At 65.5% G+C, this 25,687-nt stretch carries 26 protein-coding genes; 18 read left to right on the top strand and 8 right to left on the bottom strand.

From position 1 onward, the window contains the following. The 5 genes from ASD80_RS00970 (at window position 1) to phnN (ending at window position 4,661) form a co-directional block, all read left to right on the top strand. Entirely contained in the window at window positions 1–747 is a 747-nt protein-coding gene (locus ASD80_RS00970; RefSeq protein ID WP_056227651.1) for an SDR family NAD(P)-dependent oxidoreductase, read from the top strand. A gap of 66 nt (window positions 748–813) precedes the next feature. Beyond that, entirely contained in the window at window positions 814–1,125 is a 312-nt protein-coding gene (locus tag ASD80_RS00965) for a hypothetical protein (protein ID WP_156460259.1), read from the top strand. Window positions 1,126–1,157: 32 nt separating this feature from the next. Next, window positions 1,158–2,882: an ABC transporter ATP-binding protein gene (locus ASD80_RS00960; protein ID WP_056227646.1), complete on the top strand. Its 1,725-nt coding sequence runs from the start codon at window positions 1,158–1,160 to the stop codon at window positions 2,880–2,882. Between the two features lie 76 nt (window positions 2,883–2,958). After that, a complete protein-coding gene (locus tag ASD80_RS00955) occupies window positions 2,959–4,107 on the top strand; it encodes an alpha-D-ribose 1-methylphosphonate 5-triphosphate diphosphatase (RefSeq protein ID WP_056227643.1) in 1,149 nt (382 codons plus the stop codon). Next, window positions 4,104–4,661: a phosphonate metabolism protein/1,5-bisphosphokinase (PRPP-forming) PhnN gene (gene phnN, locus ASD80_RS00950; RefSeq protein WP_056228209.1), complete on the top strand. Its 558-nt coding sequence runs from the start codon at window positions 4,104–4,106 to the stop codon at window positions 4,659–4,661. The genes ASD80_RS00955 and phnN overlap by 4 nt, the downstream gene beginning before the upstream one ends. 132 nt (window positions 4,662–4,793) lie before the next feature. On the opposite strand, the gene phnF is transcribed toward phnN, so the two are convergent. Beyond that, on the bottom strand, window positions 4,794–5,519 hold the full coding sequence (gene phnF, locus ASD80_RS00945; protein WP_056227641.1) for a phosphonate metabolism transcriptional regulator PhnF: 726 nt from the start codon (window positions 5,517–5,519) through the stop codon (window positions 4,794–4,796). Between the two features lie 76 nt (window positions 5,520–5,595). Here phnF and phnG point away from each other — a divergent pair, with 76 nt between their 5' ends. From phnG to ASD80_RS00885, 12 genes are all read left to right on the top strand, one after another. Continuing rightward, window positions 5,596–6,051 (top strand): phosphonate C-P lyase system protein PhnG, encoded by a 456-nt coding sequence (phnG, locus tag ASD80_RS00940; RefSeq protein WP_056227638.1) that lies wholly within the window; start codon window positions 5,596–5,598, stop codon window positions 6,049–6,051. 1 nt (window position 6,052) lies between these two features. After that, complete coding sequence (gene phnH, locus ASD80_RS00935) at window positions 6,053–6,652, top strand: phosphonate C-P lyase system protein PhnH (RefSeq protein WP_056227634.1); 600 nt, start codon at window positions 6,053–6,055, stop codon at window positions 6,650–6,652. Between the two features lies 1 nt (window position 6,653). Then, on the top strand, window positions 6,654–7,739 hold the full coding sequence (locus ASD80_RS00930; protein WP_056227631.1) for a carbon-phosphorus lyase complex subunit PhnI: 1,086 nt from the start codon (window positions 6,654–6,656) through the stop codon (window positions 7,737–7,739). Window positions 7,740–7,887: 148 nt separating this feature from the next. Next, a complete protein-coding gene (locus ASD80_RS00925; RefSeq protein WP_056227628.1) occupies window positions 7,888–8,760 on the top strand; it encodes an alpha-D-ribose 1-methylphosphonate 5-phosphate C-P-lyase PhnJ in 873 nt (290 codons plus the stop codon). Window positions 8,761–8,898: 138 nt separating this feature from the next. Further along, window positions 8,899–9,675: a phosphonate C-P lyase system protein PhnK gene (gene phnK, locus ASD80_RS00920; RefSeq protein WP_056227625.1), complete on the top strand. Its 777-nt coding sequence runs from the start codon at window positions 8,899–8,901 to the stop codon at window positions 9,673–9,675. A gap of 184 nt (window positions 9,676–9,859) precedes the next feature. Beyond that, window positions 9,860–10,561: a phosphonate C-P lyase system protein PhnL gene (gene phnL, locus ASD80_RS00915; protein WP_056227622.1), complete on the top strand. Its 702-nt coding sequence runs from the start codon at window positions 9,860–9,862 to the stop codon at window positions 10,559–10,561. Next, window positions 10,558–11,172, top strand: a complete 615-nt coding sequence (locus tag ASD80_RS00910) for a DapH/DapD/GlmU-related protein (RefSeq protein WP_056227619.1) — start codon at window positions 10,558–10,560, stop codon at window positions 11,170–11,172. Before phnL ends, ASD80_RS00910 begins: the two co-directional genes overlap by 4 nt. Before the next feature lie 292 nt (window positions 11,173–11,464). Next, the gene (gene phnC, locus ASD80_RS00905; protein WP_056227616.1) at window positions 11,465–12,298 is read left to right on the top strand and encodes a phosphonate ABC transporter ATP-binding protein; all 834 of its coding nucleotides are present in this window, start codon (window positions 11,465–11,467) and stop codon (window positions 12,296–12,298) included. Window positions 12,299–12,363: 65 nt separating this feature from the next. Beyond that, complete coding sequence (gene phnD, locus ASD80_RS00900; protein ID WP_056227613.1) at window positions 12,364–13,272, top strand: phosphonate ABC transporter substrate-binding protein; 909 nt, start codon at window positions 12,364–12,366, stop codon at window positions 13,270–13,272. Between the two features lie 164 nt (window positions 13,273–13,436). Then, on the top strand, window positions 13,437–14,408 hold the full coding sequence (gene phnE, locus ASD80_RS00895) for a phosphonate ABC transporter, permease protein PhnE (protein ID WP_056227610.1): 972 nt from the start codon (window positions 13,437–13,439) through the stop codon (window positions 14,406–14,408). After that, window positions 14,408–15,724, top strand: a complete 1,317-nt coding sequence (gene phnE, locus ASD80_RS00890; protein ID WP_056228206.1) for a phosphonate ABC transporter, permease protein PhnE — start codon at window positions 14,408–14,410, stop codon at window positions 15,722–15,724. Before phnE (ASD80_RS00895) ends, phnE (ASD80_RS00890) begins: the two co-directional genes overlap by 1 nt. Window positions 15,725–15,851: 127 nt before the next feature. After that, window positions 15,852–18,290 carry an EAL domain-containing protein gene (locus tag ASD80_RS00885; protein WP_082554954.1) on the top strand — a complete coding sequence of 813 codons (2,439 nt, stop codon included), beginning with the start codon at window positions 15,852–15,854 and terminating at the stop codon, window positions 18,288–18,290. A gap of 40 nt (window positions 18,291–18,330) precedes the next feature. Here the strand turns inward: ASD80_RS00885 and ASD80_RS00880 are convergent, their stop codons facing one another. Continuing rightward, window positions 18,331–19,104 carry an SDR family NAD(P)-dependent oxidoreductase gene (locus ASD80_RS00880; RefSeq protein WP_056227606.1) on the bottom strand — a complete coding sequence of 258 codons (774 nt, stop codon included), beginning with the start codon at window positions 19,102–19,104 and terminating at the stop codon, window positions 18,331–18,333. Between the two features lie 69 nt (window positions 19,105–19,173). Between ASD80_RS00880 and ASD80_RS00875 the strand changes: the two genes are divergently transcribed. Beyond that, entirely contained in the window at window positions 19,174–20,211 is a 1,038-nt protein-coding gene (locus ASD80_RS00875; RefSeq protein ID WP_056227603.1) for a LacI family DNA-binding transcriptional regulator, read from the top strand. A gap of 7 nt (window positions 20,212–20,218) precedes the next feature. On the opposite strand, the gene cobM is transcribed toward ASD80_RS00875, so the two are convergent. From cobM to cobG, 6 genes are read right to left on the bottom strand one after another with little or no spacing between them, the layout of a single operon-like run. Beyond that, entirely contained in the window at window positions 20,219–20,977 is a 759-nt protein-coding gene (gene cobM / locus ASD80_RS00870; RefSeq protein WP_056227600.1) for a precorrin-4 C(11)-methyltransferase, read from the bottom strand. 51 nt (window positions 20,978–21,028) lie between these two features. Then, window positions 21,029–22,228, bottom strand: coding sequence for a bifunctional cobalt-precorrin-7 (C(5))-methyltransferase/cobalt-precorrin-6B (C(15))-methyltransferase (locus tag ASD80_RS00865; protein ID WP_056227597.1), 1,200 nt, complete (start codon window positions 22,226–22,228; stop codon window positions 21,029–21,031). Then, the gene (locus tag ASD80_RS00860; protein WP_056227595.1) at window positions 22,225–22,986 is read right to left on the bottom strand and encodes a precorrin-3B C(17)-methyltransferase; all 762 of its coding nucleotides are present in this window, start codon (window positions 22,984–22,986) and stop codon (window positions 22,225–22,227) included. Before ASD80_RS00860 ends, ASD80_RS00865 begins: the two co-directional genes overlap by 4 nt. Continuing rightward, window positions 22,983–23,705: a precorrin-2 C(20)-methyltransferase gene (locus ASD80_RS00855; RefSeq protein ID WP_056227592.1), complete on the bottom strand. Its 723-nt coding sequence runs from the start codon at window positions 23,703–23,705 to the stop codon at window positions 22,983–22,985. The genes ASD80_RS00860 and ASD80_RS00855 overlap by 4 nt, the downstream gene beginning before the upstream one ends. Beyond that, a complete protein-coding gene (locus tag ASD80_RS00850) occupies window positions 23,702–24,334 on the bottom strand; it encodes a precorrin-8X methylmutase (protein ID WP_056227589.1) in 633 nt (210 codons plus the stop codon). The genes ASD80_RS00855 and ASD80_RS00850 overlap by 4 nt, the downstream gene beginning before the upstream one ends. 2 nt (window positions 24,335–24,336) lie before the next feature. Continuing rightward, the gene (gene cobG / locus ASD80_RS00845; protein WP_056227586.1) at window positions 24,337–25,491 is read right to left on the bottom strand and encodes a precorrin-3B synthase; all 1,155 of its coding nucleotides are present in this window, start codon (window positions 25,489–25,491) and stop codon (window positions 24,337–24,339) included. Window positions 25,492–25,687 lie beyond the last annotated feature (196 nt).

The raw sequence follows: 25,687 nt of genomic DNA, 5'->3' as shown, positions 1-25,687 counted from the left end.
ATGAACGATATCGATCTCAGGAACCAGATTGCGGTGATCACCGGTGGAGCGCAGGGCATCGGCTTTGCCATTGCCCGGCGGCTGATCGCCTCGGGCGCGCAGGTGAGCCTGTGGGACAGCAATGCCGAGGCGCTGGCATTGGCGCTGGACAATCTGGGTGCGGCTGCATCGCGCAAGCTGGTTGACATCACCGACCTCGATGGCCTGCGGCGGGTTCACGCCGAGGTGGAAGCCGAGCGTGGGCCGGTCTCGATCCTGGTCAATTCGGCCGGCGTGGCCGGGCAGAATGCAACGCTGGAAGACTATGACCCGGACGAGTGGCGGCGGGTGGTCGAGATCAATCTCAACGGCACCTTCTACGTCAACAAGGTGGTGATCCCCTCGATGAAGGCGGCCAATTACGGGCGCATCGTCAATATCTCGTCGGTGGCGGGCAAGGAGGGCAACCCGAACCTGTCCGCGTATTCGGCGGCCAAGGCCGGAGTCATCGGGCTGACCAAGTCGCTGGGCAAGGAACTGGCCAAATATGACATCGCGGTCAATGCCATAACGCCCGCCACCGCCAAGACACGCATCCTCGATACGCTGACCCCCGAATTCATCGACTATATGCTGGTGCGGATTCCGCGCGGGCGGTTCCTTGAAGTCGACGAGGCCGCGGCCATGGTGGCCTGGCTGGTGAGCCGCGACAACAGTTTTACCACCGCCAGCGTGTTCGACCTGTCAGGTGGTCGCACCACCTACTGACTATAATATGATTGAATTACTCCACTTAATGTGCGATTGGCCAGCATCGCCCCTGGGGAAGCCAGCATGTCTTCGATCCGTCACGATGCGGCCTTTGCCGCACTCCGCGCCGCGCTGATGGCCTCCTATGCCGGTACGCTGGCCTCGACCCGCATGTCGCCGCTGGAGGCGCTGGAAGCCATGGCCGCCGCCCTCGGCTCGATTTATCGCGAAGTTGCCGATTCCCACCTCGATCCCGAAGGCTGCCGTTGTGGCTGGCAGCCCCACGCCCTGCGCGACATTGTAGCGTTGGAGCAGGCCATGGGGATAAATGCCGCCGGCGATGAGCAGGAGAGTCTCTTCGACCTGCGTTCCATCATGCCGGCCGGCCACGGCTGACGGCCGACCCAATTCCTGTTAGTGCCCATTTCATGATCAAGCGTTTCTTTTCCTATTATGCCCCCTACAAGGGCCTGTTCGTGCTCGATTTCGGCTGTGCGGTCATTGCAGGGCTGCTGGAGCTCGTCTTTCCGCTGGCCGTCGCCTATTTCATCGACTCGCTGCTGCCCCGCTCCGAATTCGGCTTCATCCTGATCGCCGGCGGTGTGCTGCTGGCCATTTATGCGGTCAATGCCGTGCTGCATGCCGTGGTCAACTATTTCGGCCATGTGCTGGGCGTCTCCATCGAGACCGACATGCGGCGCCAGGTATTCGACCATCTGCAGAAGCTGAGCTTCCGCTTCTTCGACAACAACAAGACCGGGCACCTCATCACCCATGTCACCAAGGATCTGGAGGATGTGGGCGAGGTGGCTCATCACGGGCCGGAAGACATTTTCCTCGCGGTGATGACCTTTATCGGCGCCTTCATCCTGATGTTCGTGACCAACTGGAAGCTGGCGTCCATCACCGTGGTCATCGTACCCATCGTCACCTGGCTGGTGAGCAAATATGGCTCGCGCATGACGCTGAACTGGCAGGAGCTGTTCGGCCGAGTCGGCGAGTTCAACACCCGCATCGAGGATTCCATTGGTGGCATCCGCGTGGTCAAGGCCTTCGCCAATGAGGGCCACGAGGCGGCTTTGTTCGCCGGCAACAACAATGCCTATCGCTCCACCAAGCTGCGCGCCTATGCCATCATGACGGCGAGCATCACCATCACCTATCTCAGCACGCGGCTGGTGCAATTGATGGTCATGCTGGCTGGCTCCTGGCTCGTGGTGCAAGGCGAAATGAGCTATGGCGGCTTCGTCAGCTTCCTGCTGCTGGTGGAAGTGTTCCTGCGGCCCATCGACAAGATTACCGGCGTGCTGGAGAGCTACCCCAAGGGCATTGCCGGTTTCCGCCGTTTTACCAGGCTGATCGACACCGAACCCGACATTGCCGACCGCAAGGGCGCCGCCGTGGTGAGCGGGCTCAAGGGCGATATCGTGTTCCAGGATGCCGCCTTTTCCTATGAGCAGGGGCGCAAGGTGCTTGACGGGCTGAACCTGGTGGTCAGGGCCGGCGAGACGCTGGCCATTGTCGGGCCCTCGGGGGCGGGCAAGACGACGCTCTGCTCGCTGCTGCCGCGCTTTTATGAACTCGACAGCGGCTCGATCAGCATCGACGGCATGGATATCCGCGACATGACACAGACGTCGCTCCGCAGCCAGATCGGCATCGTGCAGCAGGATGTGTTCCTGTTCGGCGGCACCATCCGCGAGAACATCGCCTATGGTCAGCTCGGCGCCAACGACGAGGCCATCTGGGATGCCGCCAGGCGGGCGCGGTTCGACACCGTCATCAAGCGGCTGCCCGACGGGCTCGATACCATGGTGGGGGAACGCGGGGTGAAGCTCTCGGGCGGGCAGAAGCAACGCGTGGCCATTGCTCGCATCTTCCTCAAGAACCCGCCGATCCTGATCCTCGACGAAGCCACCTCTGCACTCGATACCGCGACCGAGGTCGCTATCCAGCGCTCGCTGGCCGAACTGTCCGAGGGGCGGACGACGCTGGTCATCGCCCATCGCCTAGCCACCATCCAGCATGCCGACCGCATCGTGGTGATCGACGAGACGGGCATCGTCGAGGAGGGAAGCCATGAGGCGCTGCTGGCCAGGGACGGCGCCTATGCGGTGCTGCACAAGGCGCAATTCGGCTATCTGGCGGGGTAGGGCTGCAACCGTCGTTGAATCGTCATAGAACTGGGCTAGCGGAGCAGCAGTCCCACCTATGCAAGATCGGCATGAAATGAACACCGTCGCCCTCGGAGAGCTCGTTCTTACCAATGCAAGAATCGTGCTGGCCAACGAGGTTCTGGAAGGGTCGGTGCGGGTTGATGGCGGTATCATCACCGATATCGGCGCGCCGAGCCGCAGCGGTGTCGATCTCGACGGGGACTATCTGATTCCGGGGCTGGTGGAGCTGCATACCGACCACCTCGAAACCCATTATGCGCCGCGCCCCAAGGTGCGCTGGAACCCGGTGGCGGCGGTGCAGGCCCATGACGCGCAGATCGCGGCATCGGGGATTACCACGGTGCTGGACGCCATCCGCATCGGGCTCGACGAGGACACCGATGTCAGCGCTGCCGAGATGCGCGTCATGGCCGGGGCGATCCGCGCCGGCATGGATGCGGGGCGGCTGCGCGCCGAGCACTATATCCACCTGCGCTGCGAGGTCTCGGCGCCCGATTGCCTCGATAGTTTCCTCGCCATCAAGGACGATAAGCTGGTGCGGCTGGCCTCGCTGATGGATCATGCGCCGGGCCAGCGCCAGTTCGCCAGCCTCGACGCCTACAAGGTCTATTATCAGGGCAAGACCAAGATGAGCGATGCCGAGCTTGATGCCTTCACGGCCCGGCGCAACGCCCAGTCGCTGGCCCATTCCGGCAAGCATCGGCGCCAGATTTCCCAGATGTGTCACGACCAGGGCATTGTGCTGGCCAGCCATGACGACGCCACCCGCGCCCATGTGGAAGAGGCAGTGGATCTGGGCCTGCATATCGCCGAATTCCCCACTACCCTGGAGGCCGCACGGGCCTCGCGCCAGGCGGGATTGTCCATTCTGATGGGCGGGCCGAATGTGGTGCGCGGTGGCTCCCATTCCGGCAATGTATCGGCGCGGGCGCTGGCCGAGGCCGATCTGCTCGATATCCTGTCATCGGACTATATCCCCTTCTCCATGCTGCAATCGGCCTTCTCGCTGGCCGACAATGTGGAGGCAATCAGCTTGTCCAAGGCGATCCAGCTGGTGACCAAACGGCCGGCCGAAGCCGCCGGATTCCATGATCGCGGCGAGATCGCCGTGGGCAAGCGGGCCGACTTCGTGCATCTGCGCGTCGAGGACGGTATTCCTGTGGTGCTGACCGTGTGGCGGCAGGGCCGGCGGGTGATATGAGCGGAACCTTCGTCGCCGTTGTCGGCCCCAGCGGGGTGGGCAAGGACAGCCTGATCGGCTTTGCCCGCGAACGGTTGGAGGCGGGTGGGCGCGTGAGTTTTGTGCGCCGTGTGGTGACGCGCGAGGCCGATGGCGGCAGTGAGGACCATGACAGCATGGATGAAGCGGCCTTTGCCAAGGCCGAGGCAGCGGGTGAATTTGCGCTGAGCTGGGGCGCGCATGGTTTGCGCTATGGTTTGCCGGTGGCGCTGGAAGTCGATCTCGAAGCGGGCAGGGTGGTGGTGGCCAATCTGTCGCGCGGGATGATTCCCGCATTGGTGGCGCGTTATCCTGATGCGCTGGTGGTGGCGGTGACGGCGGACCGGGCAGTGCTTGCGGAACGGCTGGCCGGCCGTGGGCGGGAGACGGCGGAATCCATAAGGCAGCGGCTGGATCGCAATGCGGGCGATGGCCTGCCGGCGAGCACGGTGCGGATCGACAATTCCGGGGCGCTTGAGGTGGCGGGGGTGGCGTTTACGCGGCTGCTGATGGATGCGGCGGGGGTGGAGGCTTAGGTGCCACGCCCTCGTGGTTCGAGGCTCGCGAAGGGTTCGCACCTCACCATGAGGGTTATTGGAACACCGAACCAAGAGTAGCGCTCATGGTGAGGTGCGCCTCCTGGCGCCTCGAACCACGAGGGCGTGGCACTAAACCACCAATTCCATCCGCTCGGCCGGAAAGCGGCTTAGCGCGTAGGATATTGGAATTGCTTCCGAATCCACATCGACGGCCTCTGACACCAGCAGGATGGCGCCCGGTGCCAGGCCCAGCAGCTTGGTTTCCTCGACGTCGGCGTGGCGGGCCGAGATGCGGGTCGAGGCGCGGGCATAGTCCGCAATGCCGTAGCTGGCGAAGACGGCGGTCGTCGATTGCAGGCGGGCGATGCGCTCGGCGAAATCGGGAAACAGGCGATAGGGCAGCCAGGTGGTGGAGCGCGAAATCGGCCGTCCGTCGGCGATGGACAGGCTTTCGGTGCGCACCACCTTGGCGCCGGGCTTGAGGCCCAGAGCAGCGGCCACGGCGGCGGTGGCATTCTCGATGCGGTGGCTGAGGCCTTGCGAGACGAGGCTCGCGGCCTGGCCCTTGAGCCCCTCGCGAAACCGGGTGCGCCGGCCGATGGGATAGGAGAGGCGGCGGGCGCTGCGGACGAAGGTGCCGCGCCCCTGTTCGGCGCCCACCACACCTTCTTCGGCGAGCACGGCGAGGGCGCGGCGCACCGTGTGCCGATTGGCGGAAAATCGTTCGGCCAGAAAGGCTTCGGTGGGCAGGCGGTCGCCGCTGGCGAGCTTGCCGCCGACAATGTCGAGGCGAATGGCATCGGCAATGCGCCGCCACAAAGCCACCCCGCCGGAAACGTCTTTGGAAACTGTCATTGCATTTTCACACGAGAAGCGTAGGACCGGAATAAGGACATTAGTTGTCTAGTGTATTAGACAAATCGAGGCAAGCATGCAGACGCAACCCTCCATCGATAATAGCGCGCGCAAGGCGGCGCTGGATGTGCTGGCCGCCGCCCCGGCGCGGGCCTTGGCCGAGTTGTGGGAAAGCTGGCCCGCCAAGCCCGTGCATAAGTTCGTGCGCGGGCCCGAAGTCGGGCTGGTCATGGTGCGCGGCCGCGCCGGCGGCGGCGGGGCGCCGTTCAACCTGGGCGAAGCCAGCGTGAGCCGCGCCAGCGTGCGTATTGTAAGCGGGGAAGTGGGGCACGGGTATTGCCTGGGCCGGGACCTCGCAAAGGCCGAGGTGATCGCGGTTATTGACGCGCTATGGCAGCGCGATGCTGGGGCGGTGGAAGCCGAAATTATCGAGCCGCTGCGGGCGCTTGCGGCGGAAGCCGACGGCAAGAGGCGCGACGAGGCGGCGGCGACGCGGGTCGACTTCTTCACCATGGTTCGCGGGGATATCTGAGATGGATATCGGTCTCGATGGCGGTTTTTCCGAGCCGGTGCTGCAGGCACAGAGCAGTTTCCGCGCCATTATGGATGCGCTGGCCAACCCCGGAACCATCCGGAAATTCGCTGATTTGGCGTCCGCACACGGTCCCCTCACGGCCGAGTTGGTTAGCACATTGTTAACGTTGAGCGACCAGGACGCGCCAATCTGGTTGAGCGAGAAATTGCGCCAGACGCCCGGCGTGGAAGGCTTCGTGGCGTTTCACACCGGCGCCCCCATTGTCAGCGTAACCGGGCATGCGGTGTTCGCTTTTGCCGAGGCTACGGACGAGCTGCCGGCGCTGGATAAGTTCAATCTGGGCACGCAGGAATATCCCGATCGGTCGACGACCATCGTGCTCGGCGTGAGTGCTTTTGCGGGTGGCGACGAGCTGGTCATTCGCGGGCCGGGGATCAAGGACCAGCTCAAGATTAGCCCCGTCGGCCTGCCCACGGATTTCGTCGCGCAATGGGCAGCCAATCGCGCGCTGTTTCCGCGTGGCGTGGACCTGCTGCTGGTCGGCGACGGCGCAGTGATGGGCCTGCCGCGCTCGACCCGGATTGCGGAAGGACATTGAGATGTATGTAGCCGTCAAGGGCGGGGAGGCCGCCATCGCCAATGCCCATGCCTTGCTGGCGGATCGCCGGCGCGGCGACCGTGCGGTGCCGGCTCTGCGGCTCGACCAGATCATGGAGCAGTTGGGGCTCGCGGTGGACCGGGCCATGGGCGAGGGCTCGCTTTATGACCGGGAACTGGCGGCTTTGGCGCTGGTGCAAGCGCGGGGCGACCTGATCGAGGCGATCTTCCTGGTGCGGGCCTACCGCACGACGCTGCCGCGGTTTGGCTATTCGCTTCCGGTCGATACCGGGGCGATGCTGATCGAGCGGCGGATTTCGGCGACCTTCAAGGACCTGCCCGGCGGGCAGATGCTGGGGCCGACCTTCGACTATACCCATCGGCTGCTCGACCCGGCGATTGTCACCGGCGACGTGCCCGCGCCGGTGACGCGGGAGGCCGAAGCGGCGCAGGCGCCGCGGGTGACCGACTTGCTCGGACGGCAGGGGCTGATGGAGCCCGATGGCGACACCGACCCTGAGCGCGAAGTGGGCGACCTGACGCGCGAGCCGCTGGATTTCCCGCTGGATCGCGATTTGCGGCTGCAGGCTTTGGCGCGCGGCGATGAGGGGTTTTTGCTGGCGCTCGGCTATTCGACGCAGCGCGGCTATGGGCGCAGCCACCCCTTCGTGGGCGAAATCCGCATTGGCGAGGTCGATGTGGAATTCGACGTGCCGGAACTGGGCTTTGCGGTGAGCCTGGGGCGCATTCGCGTGACCGAGTGCCAGATGGTCAACCAGTTCAAGGGTTCGGCGAAAGTGCCGCCGCAATTCACGCGGGGCTATGGGCTGGTCTTCGGGCAGGCCGAGCGCAAGGCCATGGCCATGTCGCTGGTGGATCGGGCTTTGCGCGCCAAGGAGTTCGGCGAGGACGTGGTGGCGCCCGCACAGGACGAGGAATTCGTCATCTCGCACTCGGACAATGTGCAGGCGACGGGGTTCGTCGAGCATCTCAAGCTGCCGCATTACGTGGATTTCCAGGCCGAGCTGGACCTGATCCGGCGCATGCGGGCCGAGCATGAAGCAGCGGTGCGGGAGGCGGCGGAATGAGGGGCGGGCACATCAGTCGTCCTTCCCTCCCCCTTGAGGGGAGGGATCGAGGGAGGGGGTCGTCGAGTGGTCCACTGACGGACCCCCACCCCCAGCCCCTCCCCTCAAGGGGGAGGGGAGCCGGGCATCGAGCCTTGGAGCACACACCATGACCACCACCGCGCAATACAACTTCGCTTATCTCGACGAGCAGACCAAACGGATGATCCGCCGGGCCATTCTCAAGGCCATCGCCATTCCGGGCTATCAGGTGCCGTTCTCCAGCCGCGAAATGCCCATGCCCTATGGCTGGGGCACCGGCGGGGTGCAGGTGACGGCGTCCATTATCGGGCCGGATGACGTGCTCAAGGTCATCGACCAGGGGGCGGACGATACGACCAATGCGGTGTCCATCAGGGCTTTCTTCGCCAAGGTGGCGCAGGTGGCGACGACGACGCATACGGGTGAGGCCACCATCATCCAGACGCGGCATCGTATTCCCGAGCGCGCGCTGGGGCAGGGGCAAATCCTGGTCTATCAGGTGCCGATCCCCGAGCCCCTGCGCTTCCTCGAACCGCGCGAGACCGAGACGCGGAAAATGCACGCGCTGGAAGAATACGGGCTGATGCATGTCAAGCTCTACGAGGATATCGCCCGGCATGGGCGGATCGCTACCACCTATGCCTATCCGGTCAAGGTCGAGGGGCGTTACGTGATGGACCCGTCGCCGACGCCGAAATTCGACAATCCCAAGATGCATATGAGCGAAGCGCTGCAACTGTTCGGGGCCGGGCGCGAGCACCGGATTTATGCGGTGCCGCCGCATACCGAAGTGGTGAGCCTCGATTTCGAGGATCATCCCTTTGCTATCCAGCATTTCGAGGAGCCGTGTGCGCTGTGTGGCGCGGAACAGGTCTATCTCGACGAGGTGATTTTGGATGATCGCGGCGGGCATATGTATGTCTGCTCGGACACCGACAATTGCGAGGAACGGCGCGCGGCAGGGCATGTCGGGGCGCAGGGTGTGGAGGGGGCGGAATGAGTGCCGGCGGTCCAGTCGTCCTTCCCTCCCCCTTGAGGGGAGGGATCGAGGGTGGGGGTGGCGCAATGGATCGCAGATGGACCCCCACCCCCAGCCCCTCCCCTCAAGGGGGAGGGGAGCGCAACATCGAGATACGCCATGACTGACCAGCCCCTTCTCCGCGTCGAGAACCTGACCAAATATTACGGCAGCCGCCTTGGCTGTGCCGATGTGAGTTTCGAGCTGTGGCCGGGCGAAGTGCTGGCCATTGTGGGGGAGTCCGGGTCGGGCAAGACGACTTTGCTCAATTCCCTGTCGGCGACGCTGGAGCCGAGTGCGGGGCGCACGCTCTATCGCATGCGCGACGGGGAATGGCGCAATATCTACGAATTGAGCGAGGCCGAGCGGCGGTTCCTGGTGCGGACGGACTGGGGCTTCGTGCACCAGAACCCGGCCGACGGGCTGCGCATGACGGTATCGGCCGGGGCCAATGTCGGCGAGCGGCTGATGGCGGTGGGTGACCGGCATTATGGGCATATCCGCGAGACAGCGCTCGATTGGCTGGGGCGGGTGGAGATTGCCGCGGATCGCATCGACGACCAGCCACGGGCCTTTTCGGGCGGCATGCGGCAGCGGCTGCAGATTGCGCGCAACCTGGTGACGGGGCCGCGGCTGGTGTTCATGGACGAGCCGACGGGCGGGCTGGATGTGTCGGTGCAGGCGCGGCTGCTGGATTTGCTGCGCGGGCTGGTGGGTGAATTGGGGCTGGCGGCTGTTGTTGTGACCCATGACCTCGCCGTGGCGCGGCTGCTGAGCCATCGCATGATGGTGATGAAGGACGGGCATGTGATCGAGGCGGGACTGACCGACCGCGTGCTGGACGATCCGCGCGAGCCTTATACGCAGTTGCTGGTGTCTTCGATTTTGCAGGTGTGATCGTGCTGACTGAAACATCGCAGACCCCTCACCCGATTTTTCCGGCTGAACGCCGCAAAAATCACCCTCTCCCGCAAGGGGCGAGGGGTGGCACCGAGTTCGCCTTTCCACCAAGCCCCCCTTCTCCCCTTGCGGGAGAAGCTGCCCGAAGGGCGGACGAGGGGTATTTTGCAGGAGCCATCCAATGACCGCCCTTAGTGTCCGCAACCTCGCCAAGACCTTCACCATGCATCTGCGCGATGGGGTGATCCTGCCGGTGGTGGAGAATGTGAATTTCGAGGTCCAGCCGGGCGAATGCGTGGTGCTGGGCGGGCCGTCGGGGGCGGGCAAGTCTTCGATCCTCAAGATGGTCTATGGCAATTACGGCGTCGATGCCGGGGCGATCGTCATCCAGCATCACGGCGAGGCGGTGGACCTGGCGACGGCCGATCCGCGCACAGTGCTGACGCTGCGGCGGGACTCTATCGGCTATGTCAGCCAGTTCCTGCGCACCGTGCCACGCGTATCGGCGCTCGACGTGGTGGCCGAGCCGCTGGTGATCCGCGGTGTCGACAAGGCCGAGGCGCAGGCGCGGGCAAAAGAGCTGCTGGCGCGGCTCAACCTGCCGGAGCGGCTGTGGAGCCTGCCGCCGGCGACTTTTTCGGGCGGCGAGCAGCAGCGGGTGAATATCGCGCGCGGCTTTATCACCGACCATCCCGTGCTGCTGCTGGACGAGCCGACGGCGTCGCTCGATGCGACCAACCGGTCGGTGGTGGTGGCGATGATCGCGGAGAAGAAGGCCGATGGCGTGGCCCTGCTGGGGATTTTCCATGATGAGGATGTGCGGGTGCAGGTGGCCGACCGCATTGTCGATGTGACGGAATTTGCGCCCAAGGTGGCGGCATGACCCGGCTCAGCGAAGCGCCCTCTATCCATCCGACGGCGCAGGTAAGCAACTCCACGCTGGGGCGCTATACCGAGGTGGGAGCGGGCAGCCATGTGTCGCGTTCGACGCTCGGCGACTATTCCTACTGCGTCGAGAATACGCAGGTCGCCTATGCCGAGATCGGCAAGTTCGCCAATATCGCGAGCCATGTGCGCATCTATGCCTCGATGCACCCGATGGAGCGGGCCTCGCTGCACCATTTCACCTATCGCTCCAGCTGGTATTTCGAGGGCGAAGCGGACGACCAGGACTTCTTCGACTGGCGGGCCGGGCAGGGGATTTCCATCGGCCACGATACCTGGATCGGGCATGGCGCGGTGGTGATGCCGGGCGTGCGCATCGGCAATGGGGCGATCATCGGGTCGAACGCTGTGGTGACCAAGGATGTGGCGGATTTCGCCATTGCCGTAGGGGTGCCCGCGCGGGTGATCAGGCAGCGGTTCAGCGACGATGTGGCGGGGCGGCTGGATGCGATGAAGTGGTGGGACTGGAGCCACGAGAAGCTGCATGCGGCGCTGCCGGATTTTCGCAAGCTCGGGGTGGAGGGGTTTCTGGAGAAGTATGCGGGGTAGGTGGCTTTGGGCAGCCCTGGATTCTCCCACACACAATCGCCTCCCCCGGACTTGATCCGGGGGTCTTTCCCCGCTTTTGCCGTGTGGAGAGTGACCCGCGGATCAAGTCCGCGGGAGGCGCCGGTGGGTGGGCTGAGACTGTGCCACGCCTCATGGTGAGGTGCACGAGGGCGTGGCCGCGACACCCCGCCACATCTGCCCTGTGCATGGTCATTCAACCGTCATTCAACCGTTATCCCAGCTTCACGTCCCCGCCCTAGGTCTGCCGCAGTTCAACGGCGGGGCGACCCTGATGCTGAAGATTTCCAATGTATCGCGGCGGTTCGGCGACAAACTCGCCGTCAGCGGCGTGAGTCTCGAAATCCCCCAGGGGCAGATGGTCGGCGTGATTGGCCGCTCGGGCGCCGGCAAGTCGACCCTGCTGCGCATGATCAACCGGCTGGCCGATGTGTCCTCGGGCACGATCAGCTATGGCGATGTGCCGGTATCGACGCTGCGCGGGCAGGCGCTGCGGAACTGGCAGCGCGACTGCGCCATGATCTTCCAGCAGTTCAACCTGGTGCCGCGGCTCGACGTGATCACCAATGTCATGCTGGGGCGGCTCAATGGCCGCAATCCGGTGCTGAACCTGCTGCAGGTGTTTTCGCCTTCCGAGCAGCTTGAAGCGCTCAAGGCCCTGGAGCGGCTCGATATCGCCGCGACGGCGCTGCAATGGGCGCAGACCCTGTCGGGCGGCCAACAGCAGCGCGTGGCCATTGCCCGGGCGCTGATGCAGGGGCCGAAAATGATCCTGGCGGACGAGCCCATCGCCAGCCTCGATCCGCGCAACGCGCAGATCGTCATGGACAGCCTGCGCGACATCAATGCCGAGGGCATCACCGTCATCACCAATCTGCACACGCTCGATACGGCGCGCGCCTATTGCGAGCGCATCATCGGCATGGCCGCGGGCAAGGTGGTGTTCGACGGCGCGCCGGACGCGCTGACCACCGATGTCGCCCGCACCATCTACGGCGCCGACGGGCTCAAGGAAGCCTTTTCGGAGGCGATGACCTCCACGTCCATCGCGCCTGTCGCGCCCCTTCGCCTGCCACGCACGCCGACCAACGCGCAGCAGGCGCCCTGATTACCCGAAGTTCCGCGGCCCGTTCCGGGCCTGCCGACAAACCGCGTCACCAAAGGAAGATATCCATGACCGCGATCCGCACGATCCTGCTGGCCTCCGTGGCCCTGACCATGTCCACCGCAGCCTTCGCCCAGGACGTCAATGTCCTGCGCATCGGCCTCGATGGCGGCGAGAACGAGAGCGACCAGCTCCGCCGTTCCGAATGCGTCGTCGACAGCCTCAAGGCCGCCACCGGCGTTGCCGAAGTGCAGTTCTTCCCCTCGCCGGACTACAACGGCGTCATCCAGGGCCTGCTCGGCGGCACCATCGACATCGCCATCATGGGCGCCTCGTCCTATGCCTCGATCTATCTTTCCGACCCCGAAGCGGTGGACCCGATCCTGACCACCAAGCAGCAGGATGGCTCCACCGGCTATGTGTCGATCATGGTCGCCCGTGCCGATAGCGGCATCACTGACCTGGCCTCGACCAAGGGCAAGAAGCTCGGCTTCGCCGACCCGGATTCGACCTCGGGCTTCCTGGTTCCCAACGTCTCGCTGCCGACCGACCTGGGTATGCCGATTGCCGATTTCTACAGCGAAACCGGCTTTGGCGGCGGCCATGAAAACCTGGTTCTCGGCGTGCTCGACGGCACCTGGGATGTTGGCACCACTTTCGGCTCGGGCCAGGGCGAATGGAGCGAAGGCTACACCACCGGCAACCTGCGCATCATGGTCGACAAGGGCCTGCTCGACATGGACGACCTGGTGGAAGTCTGGCAGTCGCCGATCATCCCGAACGGCCCGCTGATGGTGTCGAACAACCTTTCCGACGAAATGAAGGAAAAGGTGAAGGCTTACTTCGTGGGCCTGCCGGCAGCCGATTTCGACTGCTTCGACAGCTTCACCGGCGGCGGCTATGTCGACTTCGCTCCGGCCGACCAGCAGTTCTACCAGACCATCATCGACGCCCGTAAGTCGGTGATCGGGGGCTGAGGCCTGCACGACCCGCATCCACTGAACGGCACCTCCCCCTCGACGGGGGAGGTTGGGAGGGGGTGTTGGGAGCCACGATGTGCATCGTGGCCAACCGTCCCCCACCCTTGATCCCTCCCCGCAAGGGGGAGGGTGTCGACTGAGGCTTTGGAGACCCATAGGCAATGGCCGACATCGCACATATCCCGCCGCTTTCCCCGGCCAGTGAAACCCTGTTGCGGCACTATCGCAGCCAGGTGCTGACGCGGCGGGTCTATTCGGTGATTGGCGTGGCACTGGTGGTTGTCGCGCTGCTGGCGGCGATGAACTATGCCAATGCGGCGAATTCGGGAAAGTTCTTCGACCGCATCCCGTATCTGTTTGATTTCCTGAAAAATTTCGTGCCGAACGATCCGCTCGAAATCTTCCGGGCCATGTTCGATATCGAGTCGCCCTATTACGACGGGTCGCTGAAATTCGACTACACCTCGGATCGGCACTACCTGACCGAGAGCCTCTATATTCCCAATTTCGTCTACCAGCTCATCATCACGGTCAATATCGCCGTGGTCTCGACCATTATCGGCGGCTCGCTGGCCTTCTGCCTGTGCTTTTTCGCCGCCACCAACCTGGTCGGCGCGGGCGTGGTACGCTGGGTGGTGCGGCGCATCATGGAAGTTTTGCGCGCCTTTCCCGAAATCGTCATTGCGGGGCTTTTGACGGCGGTGCTGTCCATCGGACCGATCGCGGCCATCGCGGCGGTGTCGCTGCATACGATCGGCGCGCTGGGCAAGCTGTTCTTCGAAGTGGTCGAGAATGCCGACATGAAGCCCGAGGAAGGGCTGCGCTCGGTGGGGGCGACCCGGCTGGAGCGGGTGCGCTTCGCCATCCTGCCGCAGGTCCTGCCCAATTTCGTCAGCTACACCTTGCTGCGTACCGAAATCAATGTGCGCGCCTCGACCATTATCGGCGCGGTGGGCGGCGGCGGCATCGGCGAAGTATTCCGCCTGTCGATCGGCCGCGACCATGCCGCCAAGACCTATGCCATCGTCATCCTCCTGCTGGTGACCATCGTCTGTATCGATCAGTTTTCGGGCTGGCTGCGGCGCCGGCTGGTGGGCAACCAATCGTTCGAACTGGGCCGGGGAGCAGCATGATGACCGCGATCAGCGCCGCCGAACGCAACCGGCTCGAAAGCAAATATCCCGCCGTGTTCCGCCAGGGCTTTTTCCGCCGCTGGGGTTTGTTGCTCGGCGTCGGGCTGACGGTGGCTTATCTGGTGTTCTGCTGGTTTTTCTTCAGCGTCGGCCCGGCCTTGCAGAACGGCAAATGGGACCGCGCGGGCATCTACATCCAGGACTGGTATAGCTGGCGGGCCCAGCCGCGCCTGCGCTTCGAGGATGGCGCGGTGGTGCCGCAATGGTCGAGCCGCGGCCAATATGCCGAGGGCGCCGAAATCGACTGGCTGACCCCGCATGACGACGGCAGCATGACCGCCACCTTCGGCAGCGCGGATGACCGGCTGGAGATTTCCACAACGCAGGTCGATGTCTACGTGGATGGCGTGGCCTGGCCGGTCATGATCACAGACAATGGCGTGCTTGCACCGAGAAATCCGCCGGCAAACATCGAGCAGGACGGCAGCAAAGTGCTCGTTTCTTACGGCTTTGCCGGGCAGGCGGAAATCCGCGACAACCAGGTGGCGGTGCAGCGGCGGTTCCTGGGCTGGGCCAATTTCCTCTACGATCCGCGCTCGCCGCTCTGGGGCAATGACCTGTTCGATACGGTGGGGCTGGTGTTCAGCGGCCATGGCCAGCAGGTGTTGAGCGAATGGCTGGGCAACCGGGCCTGGCAGCATGCCGATATTCTCGCCAAGCTGATGCAGACTTTGGTCATGGCCTTTGTCGGCACGCTGTTTGCGACGCTGGTGGCCTTCCCGCTGGCCTTTGTCGCGGCGCGGACCATTACGCCGAACCGGGCGGCCAACTGGCTGATGAAGCGCGGCTTCGATTTCCTGCGCTCCATCGACATGCTCATCTGGGCTCTGTTCTTCACCCGCGGCTTCGGGCCGGGGCCCATTCCCGGCATTGCGGCGATTTTCTTCACCGATACCGGCGCGCTGGGCAAGGTCTATGCCGAGGCGCTGGAAAATGTGGACGACAAGCAGCGCGAGGGCGTCAAATCGGTCGGCGCGAGCCCGGCCTCGGTCAACCGCTTCGGCGTGGTGCCGCAGGTGCTGCCGGTGTTCATTTCCCAGTCGCTGTATTTCTGGGAGAGCAATACCCGCTCGGCCACGATCATTGGCGCGGTGGGGGCAGGGGGCATCGGGCTCAAGCTGCTCGAGGCCATGGGCACCAATTCGGACTGGGACAAGGTGGCCTATATGGTGCTGCTGATCCTGGGCGTGGTGTTCCTGTTCGACAATGTGTCCAACGCCATCCGCTCGCGGCTGATCGGGCCGGCGGCACACTGAATCTCACCTCTCCCTTCGGGGCAGAGCAATCGCGATCGAGGACGGTGAAAAGGCGCATTCCCTTCGTAACTGCTGCTTAAGTGGAAACGCTTATCCTGAGGACGCTACCTCCTCGGATCCTACCCTGTTGTCAGTCATAGATTTTTTCCTGCGTGGTCACGACCTCGGCCTGGTCGTCCTGGCGGCCGTCGTGTGCCTGGTGTCTTCCTATGCCTGCGTCGGGCTGCTGCGGCACGCCCATCGTGCCCAGGGGCGGGTGCGGCTGACCTGGACCGTGGTGGCTGCGCTGGCAGTGGGCTTCGGCATCTGGGCTACCCATTTCGTCGCCGTGCTGGCGTTCCGGCCCGGCTTCACGCTGAGCTATGATGTCGGCCTGACGACAACCTCGCTGCTTATCGCCATTCTCGTCTGCGGCGCCGGCATCGCCATGGCCATCCGCGGCAGCAGCGCGGCCGATCATTTTCTCGGCGGCGCCGTGGTGGGTGTCGCCATTTCCAGCATGCATTATGCTGGTATCGCCGCGCTGGTGATGGGCGGCGACCTCGGCTGGAACCCGGCGATGATCACCACCTCCATCCTGGCCGGCATCGTGCTGGGCGGGCTGGCCTTCGTCAGCGCCATGGGCACCGGCACTCGCCGGCTGCTCGGCGGGGCGGGGCTGCTGACGCTGGCCATCTGCGCCATGCACTTCACCGCCATGGGCGCCGCCGATTTCTCCCGCTGCTTCCCGCTCGTCGCCAATGGCAGCATCCACAATGGCTGGCTGGCCGTGGCCTTGGCCTTCATTTCGGTGCTGATCCTGGGGGCGGCGCTCGGCAGCGTATTGCTCGACGAGGCCGACCGCCGCCGCACGGCGCGCGAGCGCGAGCGGCAATTGCGCGACGCCGAGCGTATCAACGAGGCGACCAGCCGGCTCGAACTGGCCATGACCCATATGGCGCAGGGGCTGAGCCTCTACGACGGCGAGGGTCATTTGCGGCTCTACAATGCTCGCCTGCCGCAATTGCTCGGCATCGATCCGGAGCGCGACCTGGCGGGGCTGTCATTCCGCGACATCTGCCAGTTGACCATTGTCGGGCGCGGCGAGGCCCCGGACAATCTCGACGAGCTCACCGAACGGGTGCTGGAACAGCATATGCCGCTGATCCGGGGCAAGGGCGGCGAGATCGTCCACACGTTCTCCGATGAACGCACCCTGCGCATCAATCACAGCCCGGTCGGCGACGGCTCCTGGGTGTCGACGGTGGACGACATCACCGAGCGGCAGCGCAGCGCCGCGGCGATTGCCCATCTGGCGCGGCATGACGGCCTGACCGGCCTGCCCAACCGCGCCATGTTCAACGAACACTTCGACGCGGCCCTGGCCAATGCCGAGGAGAGCGACAACAACCTGGCGGTGATCGCCATCGACCTCGACCGCTTCAAGGAGGTCAATGACAGCTATGGCCACGCCGCCGGCGACGTGGTGCTCAAGACCCTGGCCGCACGGCTGAGCGAGGGTCTCAAGGACGGCGAACTGGTGGCGCGGCTGGGCGGCGACGAATTCGCGGCGCTCAAGAGCTTCACGTCGATGGATGCGGTGCGCGAATTCCTGGCGCGGCTTGAGGCGGCTCTGTTTACCCGGCTGGTGATCGACGGCTCGGCGATCAATACCGGCGGCAGCATCGGGGTGGCGATCTATCCCGAGGACGGGGCGGATCGCTCGAAGCTGCTCAACAATGCCGACCTCGCCATGTATCGCGCCAAGGCCGAATTCGACCGTCGCGTCGCCTATTACGAAAGCGAGATGGACGAGCATGCCCGCCAGCGCCGCGACATGGCGCGCGACATCTGGGCGGCGCTGGAACAGAACGCTTTCTACCTGGCCTACCAGGTGCAGAAATCGGTCGCGACCGGGGACATTACCGGCTACGAAGTGCTGCTGCGCTGGGAGCGTCCGGGGCATGGCAATGTCTCGCCGGCCGACTTCATTCCGGTGGCCGAGGAATGCGGCGCCATTGGCGCCATCGGCAACTGGGTGCTGAAAATGGCCTGCCTTGAGGCCGCGTCATGGCCCGAGCCCTACAAGATCGCGGTCAACATTTCGGGCCTGCAACTGGCCCAGGTGGAACTGATCGACACCGTGCGCAGCGTGCTCATCCTGTCCGGGCTGTCGCCGGAGCGGCTGGAGCTGGAGGTGACGGAAACCTCGATCATCGCCGACAAGCAGCGCGCTTTGCACATCCTGCGGCAGATCAAGGCCATGGGCGTCTCCATCGCCATCGACGATTTCGGCACCGGTTATTCCTCGCTCGATACGCTGCGCAGCTTCCCCTTCGACAAGATCAAGCTCGATCGTTCGTTCATGGACGAAGTCGAGGACAACGAGCAGTCCAAGGCCATCGTCCGCGCCATCCTGGCATTGGGACGCAGCCTGCATGTGCCGGTTCTGGCCGAAGGCGTCGAGACGCGGGCCCAGCTCGAAGTGCTGAAGCTGGAAGGCTGCAACGAGGCACAGGGATTTTTGCTCGGCCGGCCGGGGGCCATCGACTGGGACGATGCGCTGGAAGCGGGGTTGCTGGCGTGAAGGTCTCTTCACCTCTCCCTTGGRGGGAGAGATGGAGATGTTACGGCATCAACTGGCCGCCATTGACCTCGATGACCTGGCCGATGATGTAGCCGGAGAGGCTTTCCGCGGCGAGGAACAGGTAGGCGCCGACGCATTCTTCGGCGGTGCCCATGCGGGCCTGGGGGATGGTGGCGATATTGGCCTTGAGCTGGGCCTGGGTGGAATAGCGCTCGTGGAAGGGCGTATCGATGACGCCCGGCGCCACCGCATTGACGCGGATGCCGAAGCCGATCAGTTCCTTGGCCATGCCGCGGGTGATGTTGGAGACCAGGGCCTTGGAGGAGCCGTAGAGCCCGGCGCCATTGCTCGCGCCGTTGCGCGCCGCGATGGAGCTGGTGTTGATGATGAAGCCGCCCTGACGCTTGAGATGGGGGATGGCGGCGCGGCTGGCCGCTATTACCGAACGGCCATTGAGATCCATGACGCTGTCATAATAGGCGTCATCCATATCGGCATAATTCATGCGGCCGACCATGCCGCCGGCATTGTTGACCAACCCATCGAGCCGGCCGAAGGCGCTGGCAGTATCGTCCACCGCGCGGGCAATATCGGCGGAGCTGGAAGCATCGGCGCGCACCAGGAATGCCTTGCCACCGGCATCCTTGACGGCAGTGGCAACGGTCTCGGCGGCATCCTTGCTCGCATTGTAGTGGATGCCCACCATGGCGCCCTGCGCCCCCAATGCCCTGGCGAGCGCCGCGCCGATGCCGGTGGAGGCGCCGGTGACCAGGATGGCCTTGCCGGCGAGATCGGGTATGGAAAGCTGGGTCATGCCGGCCTCGACTTGGTAATGGGAAACCGAAGTGATAGGAGGCTGTTAGCGCTAATACAAGGGACCGGCATGGGCAGACCGATCACTCGCCTTAAGGACATCGCCGACAGCACCGGCTTCTCGGTGAATACCGTGTCGCTGGCCCTGCGCGACAGCCCGCGCATCCCCGAGGAAACCCGGCTGACCATCCGGCAGGCGGCCGAGGCCCTGAACTATCTGCCCAACCATATCGCCAAGTCGCTGGTGAGCCGCGAGACCAAGACCGTGGGGCTGGTGCTGACCTCGATCACCAATCCGGTGCTGACGCGTGTGGCCCAGGCCATCGAATTGCGGCTGGCAGAGCGGGGCTACTCGACGCTGTTCGCGACCTCGAATGGTGATCCCGAGGCGCAGAAGACGGTGATCGAGATGTTCCGCTCGCGCCAGGTGGACGGCATGCTGATCTATCCGTGCAGTCACCGCGATCTCGACCATGTGCGGCGCGTGCGGCAGGCGGGCCACCCGGTCGTGCTGCTGGTGGGCGACCCCGATGCCGGTGTCGACGTGGTCAGCATGGATACGCGGCGGGGTGGCTACAAGGCGGTGCGCCATTTGCTCGAACTCGGCCATCGCCGCATCGGCCTTGTCGATGGCGGGCATGAACGGGGGAACCTGGAAAAGGCCGATGGCTATCGGCAGGCTTTGGCCGAGGCGGGCCTGGCCGCCGATGAGCGATTGCAGGCCACGCCGCGGGTCCATTCGGTGGCCGCCGGTTACGCGGCCATGGCCGACCTGATGGCGCGCGGCACCGGCATGACGGCTTTGCTGGCGGCCACCGATTCCCTGGCGCTGGGCGCGCTGCGCTGGAGCCAGGAAAACGGCCTGCGCGTGCCCCAGGACATGGCCATTGTCGGCTTCGACAATATCGAATTCGCCGAATATGCCGCCACGCCGATCAGCAGCGTCGACTATGCGGTGGATGCCGTGACGGAACTGGCGGTGGACCGGCTGATCGGGCTGATCGGAGCGGATGCGCTGCCCGAGCCGGAGGTGACGCTGATCGAGCCGGAACTGGTGCTGCGGGCGAGCAGCGGCGGGTCTTCACCTCTCCCCCGAAGGGAGAGGTAAGGGGTGCCTATTCCCGGCCCCTGAATCGCCGCTGATAATCCGGGTCGTAGAGCGCGCTTTCGCGGAAATCGCTTTTGCCCAGGCCCTTGCCGACGAAGATGATGGCCGTGCGCTCCACCGGGTCGGCGGCGAAGCGCGCCTCGATGTCGGCCAGCGTGCCGCGAATGATCTTTTCGTCGGGCCAGGACGCGTGGAAGACCACGGCGACGGGGCAATCCTTGCCATAGAGCGGCGTCAGTTCGGCGACGACGCGGTCGAGCGCGTGAATGGCGAGATGGATCGCCAAAGTCGCGCCGGTGGCGCCGAAGGCGGCGAGCGTTTCGCCATTGGGCATGGGCGAGGCGCGGCCGGAAATGCGCGTGAGGACCAGGCTCTGCGCTGCGGCGGGGATGGTGAGTTCACGACCGAGCGCGGCGGCTGCGGCGGCGAAGGCGGGGACGCCGGGGGTGAGCGTATAGGGGATGCCGAGGCGGTCGAGCCGGCGCATCTGCTCGGCCACCGCGCTCCACACGGACAGATCGCCGGAATGGAGGCGGGCGATATCCTGCCCCACTGCTTGGGCGCTGATATATTCGGCCTCGATCTCGTCGAGGGAGAGGGGGGCAGTGTCGACCAGGCGGGTGCCAGGCCCGCACCAGGCCAGCATGTCCGGCGGCACGATGGAGCCGGCATAGAGGCAGACGGGGCAGGTGCGCAGGAGGTTCATGCCGCGCACGGTGATGAGATCGGCCGCGCCGGGGCCGGCGCCGATGAAGTGGATGGTCATGGCTGCTCCTTACCTCTCCCCCAAAGGGAGAGGTTAAGAAAGCTCGGTGCATCATTCCTTCACCCATACCCATTGCGTTATCGGCCGGGCCGGTTTCCAGCCCGTCTTGCTGCCGATGGACTCCGCGCGGTCGACTGAGAGGCGGGTGAGGGTGCCGCCGCGTTCGGCGTGCTGGGCCAGGAGGATCGCTTCCATTTCCAGCGTGACCGCATTGGCGACGAGGCGCCCGCCGGGGCGGAGGGCGGTGATGGCGGCGTCGAGCAGGCCGGGAGCAGAGCCGCCGCCGCCGATGAAGATGGCGTGGGGTGGTTCGAGGCCGGCCAGGGCATTGGGGGCGGTGCCGATGACCAGCTTGAGGCCGGGGGTGCCGAAGGCGCTGGCATTGCGGGAAATGCGGGCGGCGCGGGTGGGATCGGCTTCCACGGCGATGGCGGCAAGGCTCGGGTCGGCCAGCATCCATTCGATGGCCACGGAGCCCGAGCCGGCGCCGATATCCCACAGCAGTTCGCCGCGTCTTGGCGCGAGGGCGGATAGGGTGAGGGCGCGGATTTCGCGCTTGGTGATCTGGCCGTCATGCTCGAACAGAGCGTCGTCGCGGCCCGGTGTCAGCGGCAGGATGCGCGCGCCGGGCAGGGCGACGACGCTGATGGCGCAGATATTGAGCTTGTTGATGTCGGTGAGGGCGAAGCTCATGGCGACATTGGTGCGCACGGTTTCGCTGGGGCCGCCGAGGGCTTCGAGCACGGTGACGATGGAAATGCCGAAACCGGCTTCGGTGAGCAGCTTGGCTAGGGCGGCGGGGCCGTGTTCGTCCGAGGTCAAGGCGAGAATGCGGGCGCCGGGATGGAGATGGGGGCGGATGAGATCGAGCGGGCGGCCATGCAGCGACAGGGTCAGCACATCCTGCAGCGGCCAACCGAGGCGGGCGGCGGCGAGGCTGAAGGATGAGGGTTGCGGGAAAACCTGCATCTGGCTGGCGTCGATATGGCGGGCAAGGGTGGCGCCGACGCCGTGATGGAACGGATCGCCGGAGGCGAGGACGCAGACCTTGCGGTTGCGCAGGGCCAGGATGGGCTCGATCGAAAAGGGCGTGGGCCAGGGATGCGCTTCGCCCGATATGGCTGACGCGGCCAGGTCGAGATGGCGGGTGCCGCCGAAGACGTGTTCGGCATTGGCGATGGCGGTGCGGGCGGCGGTGCCGAGGCCGGGGAGGCCGTCTTCGCCGATGCCGACGATGGAGAGCCAGGTCATGACCCGCCCCCGATGGAGCGTGGGGAATAGACCAGCGAGGGCAGGCCCGGCCGTTCGATGATGCGCGTTTCGGGGGAGCCGATGATGACGCAGGTGGCCATGTCGGCGCGGGTCGGATCGGCTTCGGCCAGGGTCATCACGGTGATAGCCTCGTCGGGCCGGCCGGCGGCGCGGCCGAAGATGACCGGCGTGGTCCAGGGCAGGACTTCGCGCAGGATGGCGAAGGCGGTGCCGAGCTGCCATGGGCGGGCCTTGGAAATGGGGTTGTAGAGCGCGATGACGAGGCCTGCAGAAGCGACGGCGCGCAGGCGAGCCTCGATGACGGTCCAGGGCTTGAGATTGTCGGAGAGGGAAATGGCGCAGAAATCGTGGCCCAAAGGGGCGCCGGCACGGGCGGCGACGGCCAGCATGGCGGTAACGCCGGGGACGATGGCGAGATCGACTTCGCGCCAGGCGGGAGGCCCGGCTTCGATGGCTTCGCAAATGGCAGCGGCCATGGCGAAGACGCCGGGATCGCCGCCGGAGACGACGCAGACCTGCTCGCCCGAAGCGGCGGTGTGCAGCGCATCCTTGGCGCGGGCCAGTTCCTCGCGGTTGTCGGAGGCGACGCGGCGCTGGTCGGGGCGTAGGGTGAGACGGTCGAGATAGGGGCCGTAGCCGAAGAACACGTGAGATGCCGCGATGGCGGCTGTGGCCTCGGGCGTGGTCTGATCGGGATTGCCGGGGCCGGTGCCGACGATTGTGAGCTTGCCGGTCATGGCCTGCCGCTCCAGCCGGGGACGAGGACGATGGCGAAATACGGGGCGACATCGTCTGGCTTGTCGGCCAGGCGGATGGCGTGGCCATGGGCCATGGTGCCGCGCTCGACATAGACGGCGGTATCGAGCCGTCCGGCGGCTTCGATGGCACGACGGATCTTGGGCAGGTTGCGGCCGACCTTCATGATGACGGCGCCATCACTATTGTTGAGGCGGGTGCTGAGATCGACTTCGTCCAGCGTGCCGGGGAGGACGGACAAAATGTCGTCGCCCTGCACCAGCGGCAGGCCGGCCTGCGACCAGCAGCCGGACATGGCGGTAATGCCTGGAATGACTTCGGTGTCGTAACGATGGGCCAGGCGCACGTGGAGATGCATGTAGCTGCCATAGAAGAGCGGGTCGCCCTCGCTGAGCACGCCGACAGTGCGGCCGGCATCGAGATGGGCGGCGATGCGGGCGGCGGCTTCTTCGTAGAAGGCCGTGGTGGCGGATTTGTAGTCGTCGTGGCGGCGGTCGATCTCTGTTGTGATCGGATAGCCTAGCTGTTCCTCGATCTGGGTGGTGATGCGGTCGGCCACGATGGCGCGGGCATTGCTGGCATTGCCCTGCTTGGCGAACCAGGCGATTACGTCGGCGCTTTCAATAGCGCGCACGGCCTTTAGGGTGAGCAGGTCCGGATCGCCCGGCCCGGTGCCGACGCCGATGAGTTTGCCCCTCATATGCCCGGCCTCGCCAGGGCATTGAGCGCGGCCGCCGTCATCGCAGAGCCGCCGAGGCGGCCGTGGACGATTGCATAGGGGGCGCCATAGGAGTCTTCGGCGAGCGCGGCCTTGGATTCAGCGGCGCCGACAAAGCCGACCGGCATGCCGATGATAGCTGCGGGTTTCGGGGCGCCATCGCGCAGGAGTTCGAGCAGGAAGAACAGGGCGGTGGGCGCATTGCCGATGGCGACGATCGACCCGGCGAGGCGCGGCAGCCAGAGGCGCAGGGCGGCGGCGGAGCGGGTATTGCCGATCTCGGCGGCGATGGTGGCCGTCTGCGGATCGCGCAGGGTACAGATGACTTCGTTTTTGGCCGGCAGGCGGGCGGCGGTGACGCCGCGGGCGACCATTTCGGCATCGCAGAAAATGGGGGCACCAGCGGACAGCGCCGCGCGGGCGGCGGTGACGAAGCCGGGGCCGAATTCAAAATGCCGGGCGGCCTCGACCGAGCCGGCGGCGTGGATCATGCGGATGGCGAGTTCGGCCTCATCGGGCGAAAAGGCGGAAAGATCGGCCTCTTCGCGGATGATGGCGAAGGACTGGCGGTAAATCGCGTCGCCATCCTTGATGTAGTCATAGTGGTGCATCGTCATCCCTGGCGGTGCGCGACGGCGGACTCAAGCTGGTCTGCATGCAACAGCGCCTGTGGCGTATCGCCCGCCATGCCCGCGATGACAAGGCCATAGCCGTCCGGTTGGCCCACCAGCGTCACATCGGCGGGGCGTGGATGGGCGCAACCCTTGGCGCAGCCGGAGACGTGGAGCGTGGTGTCGGGGGCGAGATGGGGCGCGAGACGCGCGGCGACGGTGCGGGCCGGGACGTGGCCGGAGGCGCAGCCGTCGCTGCCGATACAGGCGCTGATGCGGGTGCGGGGGTCGGCGGGGGCGGTGACGAAGCCGAGGACTTCGGCCGCGGCGGCAAAGGCGGGCGGCGCGCCTGTCGCGAGCAAAGCGTGATGCGGGGCTAGGCGGAATTCAGTGATGCCGTGGCGCATGGCGGCTTCGGCCAGGGCGGCGAGCGCGGCGTGGTCGCTGCTGCCGAAGGGCAGGGCGATGCCGGTGGCGGTCTGGTCGCGCAGGGCGAGGGTGCCGATGGGCGAGATGGACTGGGCGCGGTGGGGCCTGGCGGCGGCACCCGGCAGGTCGGTGGCGCGAGCGGCGAGGCCCAGATCGGCAATCTGGCGCAGGTGGCGCAAGGTGATCATCAGCGCGTCATTGCGCAGGATCACATCGCTCCGTCCGCCAACCGAACAGGCCCATTGGCCCGAGCCGATGGCCGTGAGGCGAATATCGGCCTTGAGCGAGGAGAGGTTCAGCTTGCCATTGCCGTCGACGATGACGGTGACCTTGGGGCCGAGCCGGGCTGAGAGTAGGGTGGCTGCGGCGCGGATCGAGCCGGCGAGGGGGCGCGGATCGTCGATCTCCGTGGGGTCGTCGCCGGCCAGTGGCGGAGTCTCGACCACGAGGCCGCGTTCGATGGTGGCGAGGGCCCCGATGGCGCGGGCGAAGGGGGCTGCGGAGGCGGGGGTGAGGCCGCGGACCTGGAGATTGCCGCGGGCGGAGATTTCGACCAGGCCGTTGCCGTGTTCGCCGGCGAGGGCGGCAATGCGGGAAAGCTGCGTGGGTGTCAGGCGGCCGCCTTTGATGCGCAGGCGGGCCAGCAGGCCATCGCCGGTCTGCATCGGCGCGTCGAGCGACGGACAGGCGCCGCGGCGGCTTGCTGCGATGGGGAGGATGAGGGCCATGGGGAGGTTCTAGCGGATTGGGGGCAGGGGGGAAATGGGGAGTCACCGATCTCACCGTCCCCCTTGAGGGGAGGGGTAGCGACGCCTGGCCCGCAAGGCCTTGGCAGAGCTAGGGAGGGGGTGTCGGCGGGCGCCGCAAACACGGCGTTCGTGGAGAGTTCGCCACCCCCACCCTGCTCGATTCAACGGACTTAGC

Origin of the sequence: Devosia sp. Root635 (assembly GCF_001427605.1) — a bacterium.
Classification (GTDB): Bacteria; Pseudomonadota; Alphaproteobacteria; order Rhizobiales; family Devosiaceae; genus Devosia.
Note: the sequence above shows the minus strand (reverse complement) of the source record. Positions and strands in the feature narration are given on the sequence as shown.